Here is a 15,062-nt window from a genome sequence, read left to right as displayed (position 1 = left end):
AGACTTACAACCCTGAGAGGGATTGACGCATAGTGCTCGACGTCAACTTCTTCGATGAGCTCCGGATCGGTCTGGCCACCGCTGACGACATCCGTCAGTGGAGCCACGGCGAGGTCAAGAAGCCCGAGACCATCAACTACCGCACCCTCAAGCCCGAAAAGGACGGACTCTTCTGCGAGAAGATCTTCGGTCCGACCCGGGACTGGGAGTGCTACTGCGGTAAGTACAAGCGTGTCCGCTTCAAGGGCATCATCTGTGAGCGCTGCGGCGTCGAGGTCACTCGCGCCAAGGTGCGTCGTGAGCGGATGGGCCACATCGAGCTGGCCGCTCCCGTCACCCACATCTGGTACTTCAAGGGCGTTCCGTCGCGTCTGGGCTACCTGCTCGACCTCGCCCCGAAGGACCTCGAGAAGGTCATCTACTTCGCGGCGTACATGATCACGTTCGTCGACGAGGAGCGCCGCACCCGCGACCTGCCCTCGCTGGAGGCGCACGTCTCCGTCGAGCGTCAGCAGATCGAGAACCGTCGCGACGCCGACCTCGAGGCCCGCGCCAAGAAGCTCGAGACCGACCTGGCCGAGCTCGAGGCCGAGGGCGCCAAGGCCGACGTGCGCCGCAAGGTGCGCGAGGGTGCCGAGCGTGAGATGAAGCAGCTGCGTGACCGTTCGCAGCGCGAGATCGACCGTCTCGACGAGGTCTGGACCCGCTTCAAGAACCTGAAGGTCCAGGACCTGGAGGGCGACGAGCTCCTCTACCGCGAGCTGCGTGACCGCTTCGGCACGTACTTCGACGGTTCGATGGGTGCCGCGGCGCTGCAGAAGCGCCTGGAGTCCTTCGACCTCGACGAGGAGGCCGAGCGCCTCCGCGAGATCATCCGTACCGGCAAGGGCCAGAAGAAGACCCGTGCGCTCAAGCGCCTCAAGGTCGTCTCCGCGTTCCTGCAGACCAGCAACAGCCCCAAGGGCATGGTGCTCGACTGCGTGCCGGTCATCCCGCCGGACCTTCGTCCGATGGTGCAGCTGGACGGTGGCCGCTTCGCGACCTCCGACCTGAACGACCTGTACCGCCGCGTGATCAACCGCAACAACCGTCTGAAGCGACTCCTTGACCTCGGTGCCCCCGAGATCATCGTGAACAACGAGAAGCGCATGCTTCAGGAGGCCGTCGACGCGCTCTTCGACAACGGCCGTCGTGGTCGCCCGGTCACGGGCCCCGGCAACCGTCCGCTGAAGTCGCTGTCCGACATGCTCAAGGGCAAGCAGGGTCGATTCCGTCAGAACCTGCTCGGCAAGCGTGTGGACTACTCCGCGCGTTCCGTGATCGTCGTCGGTCCGCAGCTGAAGCTGCACCAGTGTGGTCTGCCCAAGGCCATGGCGCTGGAGCTCTTCAAGCCGTTCGTGATGAAGCGTCTGGTCGACCTGAACCACGCGCAGAACATCAAGAGCGCCAAGCGGATGGTCGAGCGCGGCCGCACGGTCGTGTACGACGTCCTGGAAGAGGTCATCGCGGAGCACCCGGTTCTGCTGAACCGTGCGCCCACGCTGCACCGCCTCGGCATCCAGGCCTTCGAGCCGCAGCTGGTCGAGGGCAAGGCCATCCAGATCCACCCGCTCGTCTGCACCGCGTTCAACGCGGACTTCGACGGTGACCAGATGGCCGTCCACCTGCCGCTCTCCGCGGAGGCGCAGGCCGAGGCCCGCATCCTGATGCTGTCCTCGAACAACATCCTCAAGCCCGCCGACGGCCGCCCGGTCACGATGCCGACCCAGGACATGGTCCTCGGTCTGTTCTTCCTGACCACGGACGGCGAGCTGCGCGACGTCAAGGGCGAGGGCCGTGCCTTCGGCTCGACCGCCGAGGCGACGATGGCGTTCGACGCCGGGGAGCTCGCGCTCCAGTCGGCCGTCGACATCCGCTTCCCGGTGGGCACCATCCCGCCGCGTGGCTGGACCCCGCCGGCGCAGGAGGAGGGCGAGCCCGAGTGGCAGCAGGGTGACACCTTCCGCCTCCGGACGACCCTGGGCCGTGCGCTCTTCAACGAGCTGCTGCCCGAGGACTACCCGTTCGTCGACTACTCGGTGGGCAAGAAGCAGCTCGGCGAGATCGTCAACGACCTGGCCGAGCGCTACCCCAAGGTCATCGTGGCGGCGACGCTCGACAACCTGAAGGCGGCGGGCTTCTACTGGGGCACCCGCTCCGGCGTCACCGTGGCCATCTCCGACATCGTCGTTCCCGAGGCGAAGAAGGAGATCGTCAAGGGCTACGAGGCGCAGGACGAGAAGGTCCAGAAGCAGTACGAGCGCGGTCTGATCACCAAGGAAGAGCGCACTCAGGAGCTCATCGCGATTTGGACCAAGGCGACCAACGAGGTTGCCGAGGCGATGAACGCGAACTTCCCGAAGACGAACCCCATCTTCATGATGGTTGACTCGGGTGCCCGAGGAAACATGATGCAGATGCGTCAGATCGCCGGTATGCGTGGTCTGGTGTCGAACGCCAAGAACGAGACGATCCCGCGTCCGATCAAGGCCTCCTTCCGTGAGGGCCTGTCGGTGCTGGAGTACTTCATCTCGACGCACGGTGCTCGTAAGGGTCTGGCGGACACGGCTCTGCGTACCGCCGACTCGGGTTACCTCACCCGTCGTCTGGTGGACGTCTCGCAGGACGTCATCATCCGCGAGGAGGACTGCGGCACCGACCGTGGTCTGCGTCTGGCCATCGCCGAGCGCGGCGAGGACGGGGTGCTGCGCAAGACGGAGAACGTCGAGACCAGCGTGTACGCACGTGCGCTGGCCGAGGACATCACCGTCGACGGCAGGGTGCTGGCCCCGGCCAACACCGACCTCGGCGACGTCCTCATCGACGAGCTGGTCAAGCACGGTATCGAGGAGGTCAAGACCCGCTCGGTCCTGACCTGCGAGTCCGCCGTCGGTACCTGCGCCATGTGCTACGGCCGTTCGCTGGCCACCGGCAAGCTGGTCGACATCGGTGAGGCGGTCGGCATCATCGCCGCCCAGTCCATCGGTGAGCCCGGTACCCAGCTGACGATGCGTACCTTCCACACCGGTGGTGTGGCCGGTGACGACATCACCCAGGGTCTGCCCCGTGTCGTCGAGCTCTTCGAGGCTCGTACGCCGAAGGGTGTCGCCCCGATCTCGGAGGCCTCCGGCCGTATCCGGATCGAGGAGACCGAGAAGACCAAGAAGATCGTCGTCACCCCGGACGACGGCAGCGACGAGACGGCGTTCCCGATCTCGAAGCGTGCTCGTCTGCTGGTGGGCGAGGGCGACCACGTCGAGGTGGGCCAGAAGCTCACCGTGGGTGCCACCAACCCGCACGACGTGCTGCGGATCCTCGGTCAGCGCGCGGTCCAGGTCCACCTGGTCGGCGAGGTCCAGAAGGTCTACAACTCGCAGGGTGTGTCGATCCACGACAAGCACATCGAGATCATCATCCGGCAGATGCTGCGCCGTGTGACGATCATCGAGTCGGGCGACGCGGAGCTGCTGCCCGGCGAGCTGGTCGAGCGTTCGAAGTTCGAGACCGAGAACCGTCGTGTGGTCCAGGAAGGCGGCCACCCGGCCTCCGGCCGTCCGCAGCTGATGGGTATCACCAAGGCCTCGCTGGCGACCGAGTCGTGGCTGTCGGCGGCGTCCTTCCAGGAGACGACCAGGGTTCTGACGGACGCGGCGATCAACGCCAAGTCCGACTCCCTGATCGGCCTCAAGGAGAACGTCATCATCGGTAAGCTCATCCCGGCCGGTACGGGTCTGTCCCGCTACCGCAACATCCGGGTCGAGCCGACCGAAGAGGCCAAGGCCGCGATGTACTCGGCCGTCGGCTACGACGACATCGACTACTCGCCGTTCGGCACCGGCTCCGGCCAGGCCGTCCCGCTGGAGGACTACGACTACGGTCCGTACAACCAGTAAGGCGTACGTCTGAAGTACTGAAGGGCGGTCACTCCGTTTCGTACGGGGTGGCCGCCCTTCGGCGTTGTCCGGTGCCGGTCGTCCGTGGTCAGCGGCTGAGCTGGAGGTAGGGCTCGAGTGCCTGGAGCCGGGTGTAGTTGTCCGGGTGGGTGGTCAGCAGCCTGGCCAGGCCGCCCGGTTCCTTGAGCTTCCTGCCCTGCGCCGCGGCCTGCGCCTTCACCGCGTCCTCCTGGGCCTGGAAGTGGTACAGGACCTGTGCCAGCTGGGGCGCGAAGCCGAGGTCCGCGGCCTGCCGGTCGGCACGCAGCTCGCCCTGGCGGCCCACGTAGGCGAGCAGGTAGGGGGCGATGACGAGCGGCACGGTGATGTACCAGGCGGCGACGAACCCGCCGATCACGAACATCCCGATGAAGAGGTAGACCATCCCGGTCGCGGCCAGCGAGAAGACGCTCGCGACCCGGATCGCGATCCGGGCGATGCCCCGCATGAAGGCCCAGGCGATCCGTCCTGGCAGCGAGTACCAGTAGCCGAGCAGGCCGGTCCAGGCGTGACCGCCGGTGTGATGGCCGAGTTCATGGGCGAGTACGGCGGCGAGGTTGCTGCTGGGGATCTCGTTCAGCGCGTACGTCGTGACCCCGACGACATGGCCGGCGGCCGCCACCGCGTTCAGGTCGGTGCTGTTCTCCACCATCAGCTCGTACGAGTGTGCCTCGATGCCCGCACGGGCGGTGACCTCGCGCCAGATCGGCTCCAGACGGGCCCGCTCCTCGGCGAGCGGCACCCTGAGCTTCATCACGTGCCGGGCGAAGGCCAGCTCGGTGGGCCGGTGGAAGACGAGCGCCCCGGAGGCCAGCCAGGCGAGGATGACCAGCCAGCCCATGGCCGTGCCGAGGATTCCCACGGCGAACGAGGCGACCACGGCGAGGCTCACCAGGAAGCCCGGCACCTGGACCGCCAGCTGCCCGATCGCGGTGGCGTCGGCCCCGCGCTGGTGCGCGGCCACGTGGACGCGGGAGCCCGCGTGCCGGTAGTCGAGGTCGTCGGGCGCGGTGGCCTCCGGCGGTGCTGGAGGTGTGGGCGGTGCCGCGGGTGCGGCGGCGGGGGGCGTATGCATGGGGGGCGTCTGGGGCGGGATGTACGGCGGTGCGGTGGCGGTGGGGGGCTGCGGGCCGCTCGGGTACGTGGGCGCGGCCCCCGGGTGGGCGGGCGGCGCCGCGGGGTACGAAGGCGCGGCCCCGGCCCCCGGGTACTGGGGCGCGGCGCCCGGATAGGACGGGGGCGCGGGGGTCCCCGGGTATGGGGGTGGGGGAGTGGCGGCCCCGGGGTACGGGGGCGGTGTCGCGGCGGTGCCCGGGTACGGCGGTGGTGTCGTGGCGGTTCCCGGGTACGGCGGTGGTGTCGCGGCGGCTCCCGGGTACTGGGGCGCGGCGCCCGGATAGGACGGGGGCGCGGGCGTGCCCGGGTACGGGGGCTCCGGATAGGCGGGGCCGGGCTCCGGGGCGGCCGGGTCTGGCGGGTAGGACAAGGTGGGGCTCCTTCAGGACGGGGACGTCAGCCGATGAGCAGCCCGGCGGGAAGCAGCACCGTGCCCGCGCAGAAGGCGATCAGTCCGGTGCGGATCCACTGGTGCTTGCGGGCGGCGATACGGCTGGTCTCGGTGAGCGCCGCGGTGAGTCCGGCGGCGGGGTCGCGGTCGGTGTCGGCGAGAGCGGTCGCCAACTGTCCTTCACGTACGGCTTGTTGGATGTCTCCGAAGAAACAGAGGGGCCGGCCCGGGGCCCACGAACTGGCGCGGTACCGGGGGAGCACCGCGAGCAGCAGCGCGAACAGGGCGAAGGCGAGGGCCAGGGCGCCGGTCCACCAGACGGCCGTACCTGGCGCGGAGAGCGAGCTCGGCGACCAGTTCCGTCCGGCCAGCAGCCCGCTGAAGACCCCCGCCGTCATTCCGAGCGCCGCCACCAGCACGGACGCCTTGCTGTCGGCCCGGGCGATCTCGCCCCGCAGCTCGGCCAGCAGCCGTTCGGCGGTTCTGGTGCCGGGAGCGGTGGTGGTCACTCCGGTCCCGTCCCGGACGGCTCCGGGGGCGGGGGCGGCGGATAGGCGGAGGGTGCGGGCGGAATGACGGGCGTGGGGGCGACGGCCGGGGGCGGCGGGGCCTGGTCGTACGGGGGCCCGGCGGGGGCCGGAGGATCGGCCTGGTAGGGCCCCGGCGGCACGGTTCCGGGCGCGGGCGGGACGTACGGCTGGTGGGACACGGGCGGCCCGGGCGGGGTGTAGGGGGCGCCCGGTACGCCTCCGGGGGCCGGAGCGCCGCCATAGGGCTGGGCGGCGGCCCCGTACGGCTGTGAGGGGTCGTACGGCGGCTGCGGTACGCCACCGGGTGGGGGCGTCGGCCGGCCGGGAACCGGGGGCCCCGGCGGGGCCTCCTGGCGGCTGTTCAGCTCCTTGACGACCCGCAGGGTGGAGCGGGCCGACTCGGCCTTCTGATAGTCCTCCAGAGTGTCTCCGGCGATCAGCTCCAGCTGGCTCTCGATGGCGGAGAGCTGGTCCTTCTGGAGCGCGTTGATGACCATCCGGGTGTCCTCGGGGTGCGCGGCGAGGTGGAAGGCCCACTGGGCGACACCCCCGTGCTGCAGGTGGTACTGGTAGAAGGCGATCTTCTGGGCCATCAGCTCCTGGGACTGCGTCTGGCGCAGCACCTCCAGCTCGTGCAGTTGCTGGGACTGGCGCAGCCGGTACTCGTGCTCGGGGTCGAGCATGTCGGCCTCGTAGCGCAGCGCCCGCTTCCGCCGCCGGTGCGCGATCGCGTCGTCGTCCAGGCGTAACCGCACCACGCAGGTGACCGCGAGCCCGATGCCGTCGGCGAAGACGCCCCTCTCGACCGCGTACTGGACCTCGGCCTCGGCGTCCCGGCTGTCCTCGATGGAGAACCGCCGGCTGACCGGCCGCGCGAACTGGTGGAGTTCACGGGTGAGCCGCGTGGGCACATCGCGTTCGCCGCCGGCCACGTAGGCGATCGGGTCCGAGACGCGCCAGGTCAGATCGGCGGTGGCGCTGAACGAGAACGCGTCGTCGTCGCTGGGCAGTTCGAGTTCCAGCTGTACCGGGTGGCTGCCCATGTCGACCTCGTAGACCGAGGTGTAGCGGCGGGTCGCGGCGTCCGTGCGGCTCGGCCGGTGCGGGGGCATGTACGCGTCGTAGGCGCCGCCCACGGTGGCGAACACCAGCGCGTGGTCGATCGCGGAGACCGGCCGCCGGGCCGTGTAGTCGAAGCGGGAGATCGGCCGCACGGTGAGCACCGGGTCGATCAGCATGGTGTGTCTGTCGGCCTGTTGCTGCCACTCCGGCGGGCGGCGGAATTCCGCCATGGGTCAACTCCTCGTAACTCTGTGTCAGGGCTTCAGGGCTTCAGGGCTTCAGGGCGTCGGGACGGTGGGACGCAGCGTGGTGAGCAGGCGGTCGGCGAGGGGCGGGCGCGGGCCGCCGTCCCGGCCGCGCAGGGTGCGCAGTTCGTGGCTGAGGCGTTTGTGGTCGTCCGCCGTGACGACCAGCGCGGGCAGCAGCAGCTCCAGGGCCTGGGTCGCGTCCGGGCGGTGCTCGGCCACGTACACCCAGGTGTGCAGGGCGTTCAGGGCGCCCCGGGTGTGGGCGCGGTCGCCGAGGGCGGTGCGCCAGAGGGTGGCGAGGTCACGGGCCGAGTCCGCCTGGTACATGCCGATGTCGGCGTACCACTCGACGAGCGCGCCCTCCTCCGCGTTGTCGCACGCCCGTACGAAGGCGCCCAGTGCCAGCGCGCGGACCGCGGGGGTGTCGTGGTGGAGCAGCCGCACCAGCTCGGAGAGCATCTCGCCGCGCCTGAGGCCCACGGAGAGCAGCAGGGCCGTGGACTCGATCAGGTTGGCCGCCTCGGCCGGGCTGCTGTTGTCGGCGCGGGCGCGGGTCGCGAGGGCGCTCAAGGCCGTGCTCGCGAGATGCGGGCGCAGCGGCGCGAGCAGTCCGAACGCCCGGATCGCGGTCCAGCGGCGGGCCCAGTGGGTGTCCGTGCACCACTGGGTGAGCAGGCGCAGGACGACGGGCGCGTCGAGGAGCTGGGCGAGCGTGAGGGTGTTCGCGGCGGTGACCCGGGGGCCGAACGTCTTCGACACCGCCCAGCCGTCGATCAGCAGCGCGACCGCGGAGGGCAGGTCGGCGAGCGCGAGCATGGCGGTGGCCGCGGCGGCCCGGGTCCGTACGACGGGACGTCCGTCGCGGGCCAGCTCCTTCAGCCAGGCGATCAGCGCGGGCCGGGCGGAGGGATGGCCCGTCCACACCTCGGTGAGCAGGGCGCGAGGGGTGTTCTCCTTCCGGAAGAACGCGGTGAACTGCGGCACGGAGCCCCATTCGGTCGCCTCGTTCCGCACTTCCCCCTCGGCGCGGGCCCGCGCGAGACGGGTCTCGGCGGCGAGCCCGAACACCGGGATCTCCGGCGGCTCCTCGGGGTGCTGCAAGCGCTGGAAGTGCACGAACAGCTTGTCCGCGAGCTCGGCGGCGAGGACGTACGGCGCCCGGTCGAAGACGGCGAGCGAGATGAGGAAGGCCTTGTCCCGCAGCGTGGACTCGGGGTCGCTCAGCCACTCCCGGCACTGCTGCTCCACGGCCGCCTGACCGAACTCCGCGAGCCGGGCCGTGGCCGCCTCACCGCCGTCGAACCCGGCCAGCTCCTTCGCGAACTCGGCGGCCTCGGCGGGCTGATGGTGTCCCCGGGCGAGGAAGTCCCGCACCGGGGGGAGGGCGAGGAGGTCGTCGGCGTCGTGCGCCCGGTGCCTGCCCACATACGCGCGGACGACCGCCGACGCCTCCGGAGGCTGCCAGACGGCGGCGGTGGCCCCCAGCAGGAAAGGCGAGTTCTCGACGGTCACCACGAGATACCCGTCGACCTTCTTCAGCTGGTCGCGGGCCGCGTGGAGATGGGTGTCGCGCAGCGGCCGGTTGCGGCTCAGCGGCAGATCGCGCAGGACGTGCCCGCCGGGTGCGGTGAGCGGGGCGCTCAGGGCCGCCGGGCTGGTCTCCGGCGAGAGGGCGTGCACGGCGGGCACGCCCAGGCGGTGCAGGAGCATCAGCGCGGCGGCGTGGCGGCCGGTGGCGTGGGCGCCGGCGAGGACGAGGACGCGTTCTTCGCGGAGCCGGTCCAGGGCGGTGGCGTAGGCGGGGCTCTCGACGAAGACGGCGTCCAGGTCCTCGAGGTGGCGCCGCGGGATCTCTCCGGAGGCGTACGCCGCCGACGCCGCCGAGCCGTGGTGGTGGATCTCCGTCTTGCCGCCCATGAACACGTCACCGGCGACCTCGCCGCCGGACACGCCGTGCTGGGCGCCGCCGACCAGACTCCCGCCGAAGGACGAGGCCGAGCCGAGAATGAACCCCGGGGTGTGTGCGAAGAGCTCGCGCTGAGCCGCGCGCGCCTCCTGCGTCCGCTCCTGTTCCCCGTCTCCTTCCCCGTCTTCGTGCCGGGTGTCAGGTCCGGGGGCCGGGTGCGGGTCCTTCGGGTGTACGTCCTTCGGGTGTACGTCGTCGGGGGTCGGCGCGGTGGGGGGAGGCACCGTCACGCCGACTCACCCCCGGACCCGCCGAGGTGGACGTCTCCGGTGACCTGGCCGCCCGACACGCCGTGCTGGTCGCCGCCGACGAGGCTGCCGCCGAAGGTGGGGGCGCCTCCGTCGAAGTGGAAGACGGCGCCCGCCCGGGTTTCCGGCCGGTCGTCCCGCCTCGGTGCCGGACGCTCCCCCGAGCTGGCGCCCGGCACCGAGGTTCCCCCCTTCTCACTGTGGTCGTCGTCGGCGTCCGGCACCGGGCCGTGCAGCCAGGCCCGCAGCGGGCCGTTCTTGCTGTCCACGGTCACCGCGTGGAAGTCCGCCGCCGGGATGCCCGCGTGACCGTGCCGCACGATCCCCGTGTGCACGCTCTCCGAGACGCACAGGGCGAAGTCGTCTCTCCGCTCCCGCAGGGCCGCGCGCAGCAGCTGGGCGTCGAGGAGGCGGCAGGCGTGGTTGAGGTCGGAGCCGACCCAGCCGTCGTGCTCGTCCACGGCGACGTAGCCCGTGGCGACGACGCCCCGCAGCCGGATCTGTGCCGAGCTGGACGCCATCCGGTTGACCGCGTGCAACTGGCTGGGGACCTCGGTGAGCAGGGCGCGCAGCAGTGCGGTGACGGAGGCGTTGGCGTCGATCAGCTCCATCACGGAGTCGCCCCGGTCGGCGCGCAGGCGCAGGCGTTCGTCGATGCCGGCGCGCTCCAGGGTGCGGTCGGCGACGTCGTACAGCATGCGCCGCAGATACGCCTGCTCGATGTCGTCCCGGTCGCTGTACTTCTCGATGTCGAGCAACAGGATCGTCCGGCTCACGGGGTCGGTCATGGTCGCCTCTCGCAGGTGGTGCGGCAGTGGCAGAAGAGTGGCGGGCGGGGTTGTGGTGCCGTGAGGGCGGATGACGCAGTCGGAGTGTGACGGCGTACACAGAACGGGCGGTCCCGCGCCCCCGCCGCCCCTACCCGTCCCATCCCCAGGGGCTCCGCCCCTGGCCCCCCGCCGGGGGCTGCCGCCCCCGGACCCCGCTCCGGCCTGAACGGCCTCGTCCTCAATCGCCGGACGGGCTGGAAATGCGGGCCGGGGTGGGCGGGGATCGGCCCCCGGTCTCGTCCTGGAACGCCGGGTGGGCTGGGCGCCTCGAGGCTTTTGGGGGCGCGGGGAACTGCGCGACCGACCCCCACCGACCGGCAGCCGAAGAGCTTCGGGCGGGCGGGGATCCGGTGCGCAGCCCCGGGCCCGCAGGGGCGCGGGGAACCGCGCGACCAGCCCCCACCGACCCGCAGCGACCCATCCGCAGCGACCCACCCGCCCAGATACGACACCCGGCATCAGATCCACCTCACCCCCGCGCAATCCGCCGCAGCACATCCGGCCGCACGATCACCAGCGCCCGGCGCCCGGTCATCACGACCCCCCGTTCCCGCAGGTCCTTCAGCAGGCGTTGGACCATTTCCCGGGAGGCCCCCACCGATCCGGCGAGTTCCTGTTTGCTCAGGGGGACGGAGAGCTCGATGCCCTGGCCGGTGCGCCGGCCGTGGGTGCGGGCGAGGTCCAGCAGCAGGATCGCGAAGCGCTCCCGCACGCTGAGGGAGGCGAACTCCAGGCGGCGCCGGTCCGCCGCCCGGGTGCGGTCGGAGGTGAGGCCGAGGAGGGCGAAGGAGACGGCGGGGGAGCGGGCGAGGAACTCGGTGAAGCGGCCGCGTTCGACGGCGACCGTACGGACCGGCTCCAGGGCCGTCACGGTGGCCGACCGGGGGCGCCCGGTGAGCGCCGCGGACTCCCCGATGACGTCGCCGGGGCCGCGCAGCGCGAGCAGCGCCTCGTAGCCGTTGGAGGCGGCCGCGGTCACCTTCGTCCAGCCGTGCGTGACGAACAGGACGTGCGAGGACGGTTCGCTCTGGTGCAGGAGCACCATCCGGGGCGCGTACGACAGCTCGTGCCCGAGAGCGAGCAGCGCCGAGCGGTCCTCGCTCTCCAGCCGGGCCAGGAACGGCACCCGGTCGTCGAGCCCCCCGTCGCCGGGTAAGCCCGAGGAATCCCACGAACCCGGTAAGTCCGATGAGCCAGATGACCCGGATGAGTCCGATGACCCGGATGAGTCCGGTGCGTGTGCTGCCGTCATGGTCCCCCGATCGCCGCAGCCGACCGATCAAGGTACTGAAGGGCACACGGCGGTGGACAGGATTGCGCGGTACCGTCGGGGATCGGAAACTTTTGGGGACGAGCGCCCCGGGAATGCGCTAAGGCCGGCCCGCAACCAACCCCGTACGGGAGCACCGCGCTGACGTGGCGAGAAGTCCGGCGTGTCGCCCTGGACAGCATTTGTTTTGACCGAAGTCGTTGAGGTAGGTACGCTCAGACCTTGTGCCTGGGGTGTGCCCTGGCTCGCGTGCGTGCCTTCAAACCGCAAGGCGAGCCGTAACCGGCCACCGTGATCTGCGCCCTTTTCGCCTTGCGGCGGGAGTCTGCAGCATTCGACACACCCGACCGCGTGGGTCGGAGATGTTCCAGGTTAGCTTCACCATTCGGCACACAGAAACCGGAGAAGTAGTGCCTACGATCCAGCAGCTGGTCCGGAAGGGCCGGCAGGACAAGGTCGAGAAGAACAAGACGCCCGCACTCGAGGGTTCGCCCCAGCGTCGCGGCGTCTGCACGCGTGTGTTCACGACCACCCCGAAGAAGCCGAACTCGGCCCTGCGTAAGGTCGCGCGTGTGCGTCTGACCAGCGGGATCGAGGTCACCGCTTACATTCCGGGTGAGGGACACAACCTGCAGGAGCACTCCATCGTGCTCGTGCGCGGCGGCCGTGTGAAGGACCTGCCGGGTGTTCGCTACAAGATCATCCGTGGTTCGCTTGACACCCAGGGTGTCAAGAACCGCAAGCAGGCCCGCAGCCGCTACGGCGCCAAGAAGGAGAAGTAGAAATGCCTCGTAAGGGCCCCGCCCCGAAGCGCCCGGTCATCATCGACCCGGTCTACGGTTCCCCTCTGGTGACCTCCCTCATCAACAAGGTGCTGATGAACGGCAAGCGCTCCACCGCCGAGCGCATCGTCTACGGCGCCATGGAGGGTCTGCGTGAGAAGACGGGCAACGACCCGATCATCACGCTGAAGCGCGCGCTGGAGAACATCAAGCCGACCCTCGAGGTCAAGTCCCGCCGTGTCGGTGGTGCGACGTACCAGGTTCCGATCGAGGTCAAGCCCGGTCGCGCCAACACGCTCGCGCTGCGCTGGCTCGTCGGTTACTCCCGCGCCCGTCGCGAGAAGACCATGACCGAGCGTCTGCTCAACGAACTTCTCGACGCGTCCAACGGCCTCGGTGCCGCTGTGAAGAAGCGCGAGGACACCCACAAGATGGCCGAGTCCAACAAGGCCTTCGCGCACTACCGCTGGTAGTCGCTACCCCCATCGAGACCGAGAGAAGACCGAAGCCTTATGGCTACCACTTCACTTGACCTGGCCAGGGTCCGCAACATCGGGATCATGGCCCACATCGACGCGGGCAAGACGACCACCACCGAGCGGATCCTCTTCTACACCGGCGTCAGCTACAAGATCGGTGAGGTCCACGACGGCGCTGCCACCATGGACTGGATGGAGCAGGAGCAGGAGCGTGGCATCACGATCACCTCTGCTGCCACCACCTGTCACTGGCCGCTCGAGGACAACGACTACACGATCAACATCATCGACACCCCGGGGCACGTCGACTTCACGGTCGAGGTGGAGCGTTCGCTCCGCGTCCTCGACGGTGCCGTCACGGTGTTCGACGGTGTCGCCGGTGTGGAGCCGCAGTCCGAGACGGTGTGGCGTCAGGCCGACCGTTACGGCGTGCCGCGCATCTGCTTCGTCAACAAGCTCGACCGGACCGGCGCGGAGTTCCACCGCTGCGTCGACATGATCAAGGACCGCCTTGGTGCGGTGCCGCTGATCATGCAGCTTCCGATCGGTGCCGAGATGGACTTCAAGGGCGTTGTGGACCTGGTCCGCATGAAGGCGCTCGTGTGGTCCGCCGAGGCGGCGAAGGGCGAGATGTACGACGTCGTCGACATCCCGGCCACGCACGCCGAGGCTGCCGAGGAGTACCGCGGCAAGCTGGTCGAGGCCGTCGCGGAGAACGACGACGAGATCATGGAGCTGTTCCTGGAGGGCCAGGAGCCCACCGAGGAGCAGCTGTACGCCGCGATCCGTCGCATCACCATCGCGTCCGGCAAGTCCAAGGACGTCACGGTCACCCCGGTGTTCTGTGGCACCGCGTTCAAGAACAAGGGCGTGCAGCCCCTGCTCGACGCGGTCGTGCGCTACCTGCCGACCCCGCTCGACGTCGAGGCCATCGAGGGCCACGACGTGAAGGACCCCGAGCTGGTCGTCAAGCGCAAGCCGTCCGTGGACGAGCCGCTGTCCGCGCTCGCGTTCAAGATCATGAGCGACCCGCACCTGGGCAAGCTCACCTTCGTCCGGGTCTACTCGGGCCGCCTGGAGACTGGCACCGCGGTGCTGAACTCCGTCAAGGGCAAGAAGGAGCGCATCGGCAAGATCTACCGTATGCACGCGAACAAGCGTGAGGAGATCGACGCGGTGGGCGCCGGCGACATCGTCGCCGTCATGGGCCTGAAGCAGACCACCACCGGTGAGACGCTCTCGGACGACAAGAACCCGGTCATCCTGGAGTCCATGGACTTCCCGGCGCCGGTCATTCAGGTCGCCATCGAGCCCAAGTCCAAGGGTGACCAGGAGAAGCTGGGTGTCGCCATCCAGCGTCTCGCGGAGGAGGACCCCTCCTTCCACGTCCACTCGGACGAGGAGACGGGCCAGACCATCCTCGGTGGTATGGGCGAGCTGCACCTCGAGGTGCTGGTCGACCGTATGAAGCGCGAGTTCAAGGTCGAGGCCAACGTCGGCAAGCCGCAGGTCGCGTACCGCGAGACGATCCGCAAGGGCGTCGAGCGTCACGACTACACGCACAAGAAGCAGACCGGTGGTACCGGTCAGTTCGCCAAGGTGCAGATCGCGATCGAGCCCATCACCGAGACCGACGGTCCGGCGTACGAGTTCGTGAACAAGGTCACCGGTGGGCGTATCCCGCGGGAGTACATCCCGTCGGTGGACGCCGGTGCGCAGGAAGCCATGCAGTTCGGCATCCTGGCCGGCTACGAGATGACGGGCGTCCGCGTCATTCTTCTCGACGGTGGCTACCACGAGGTCGACTCCTCCGAACTCGCGTTCAAGATCGCCGGTTCGCAGGCCTTCAAGGAGGCCGCGCGCAAGGCCAGCCCCGTGCTGCTCGAGCCGATGATGGCCGTCGAGGTCACCACGCCCGAGGACTACATGGGTGAGGTCATCGGCGACATCAACTCCCGCCGTGGTCAGATCCAGGCCATGGAGGAGCGGGCCGGTGCCCGTGTCGTGAAGGGCCTCGTGCCCCTCTCGGAGATGTTCGGCTACGTCGGCGACCTCCGCAGCAAGACCTCGGGTCGCGCAAGCTACTCGATGCAGTTCGACTCCTACGCCGAGGTTCCCCGGAACGTCGCCGAGGAGATCATCGCGAAGGCCAAGGGCGAGTAACACACA

Annotated in this window: 10 protein-coding genes; 4 read left to right on the top strand and 6 right to left on the bottom strand. The window is 69.7% G+C overall.

Features of this window, described 5'->3' with window-relative positions:
- Positions 1-32: 32 nt before the first annotated feature.
- Positions 33-3,932, top strand: a complete 3,900-nt coding sequence (locus tag OG568_RS22130; protein WP_266437286.1) for a DNA-directed RNA polymerase subunit beta' — start codon at positions 33-35, stop codon at positions 3,930-3,932.
- An 88-nt stretch (positions 3,933-4,020) separates the two neighbouring features.
- On the opposite strand, the gene OG568_RS22125 is transcribed toward OG568_RS22130, so the two are convergent.
- The 6 genes from OG568_RS22125 to OG568_RS22100 form a co-directional block, all read right to left on the bottom strand.
- Positions 4,021-5,457, bottom strand: coding sequence for a M48 family metalloprotease (locus OG568_RS22125; RefSeq protein WP_329532823.1), 1,437 nt, complete (start codon positions 5,455-5,457; stop codon positions 4,021-4,023).
- A gap of 26 nt (positions 5,458-5,483) precedes the next feature.
- Entirely contained in the window at positions 5,484-5,987 is a 504-nt protein-coding gene (locus OG568_RS22120) for a Pycsar system effector family protein (protein WP_329532822.1), read from the bottom strand.
- Complete coding sequence (locus OG568_RS22115) at positions 5,984-7,300, bottom strand: PE-PGRS family protein (protein ID WP_329532821.1); 1,317 nt, start codon at positions 7,298-7,300, stop codon at positions 5,984-5,986. Before OG568_RS22115 ends, OG568_RS22120 begins: the two co-directional genes overlap by 4 nt.
- A 48-nt stretch (positions 7,301-7,348) precedes the next feature.
- On the bottom strand, positions 7,349-9,514 hold the full coding sequence (locus OG568_RS22110) for a hypothetical protein (protein WP_329532820.1): 2,166 nt from the start codon (positions 9,512-9,514) through the stop codon (positions 7,349-7,351).
- Positions 9,511-10,320: a hypothetical protein gene (locus OG568_RS22105; protein ID WP_329532819.1), complete on the bottom strand. Its 810-nt coding sequence runs from the start codon at positions 10,318-10,320 to the stop codon at positions 9,511-9,513. Before OG568_RS22105 ends, OG568_RS22110 begins: the two co-directional genes overlap by 4 nt.
- Positions 10,321-10,831: 511 nt before the next feature.
- Positions 10,832-11,488 (bottom strand): Crp/Fnr family transcriptional regulator, encoded by a 657-nt coding sequence (locus OG568_RS22100; RefSeq protein ID WP_266584832.1) that lies wholly within the window; start codon positions 11,486-11,488, stop codon positions 10,832-10,834.
- 554 nt (positions 11,489-12,042) lie between these two features.
- Between OG568_RS22100 and rpsL the strand changes: the two genes are divergently transcribed.
- The 3 genes from rpsL to fusA are packed head-to-tail and all read left to right on the top strand — an operon-like array spanning position 12,043 to position 15,056.
- Entirely contained in the window at positions 12,043-12,414 is a 372-nt protein-coding gene (gene rpsL / locus OG568_RS22095; RefSeq protein WP_003948652.1) for a 30S ribosomal protein S12, read from the top strand.
- A gap of 2 nt (positions 12,415-12,416) precedes the next feature.
- Positions 12,417-12,887, top strand: coding sequence for a 30S ribosomal protein S7 (rpsG, locus tag OG568_RS22090; RefSeq protein WP_181650348.1), 471 nt, complete (start codon positions 12,417-12,419; stop codon positions 12,885-12,887).
- Between the two features lie 39 nt (positions 12,888-12,926).
- Positions 12,927-15,056 (top strand): elongation factor G, encoded by a 2,130-nt coding sequence (gene fusA, locus OG568_RS22085; protein WP_329365382.1) that lies wholly within the window; start codon positions 12,927-12,929, stop codon positions 15,054-15,056.
- Positions 15,057-15,062: the final 6 nt, after the last annotated feature.

It is taken from the genome of Streptomyces sp. NBC_01450, assembly GCF_036227505.1.
Lineage (GTDB): Bacteria > Actinomycetota > Actinomycetes > Streptomycetales > Streptomycetaceae > Streptomyces.
The sequence above is the reverse complement of the archived record's forward strand: the minus strand, read 5'-3'. Positions and strand labels throughout refer to the sequence as shown.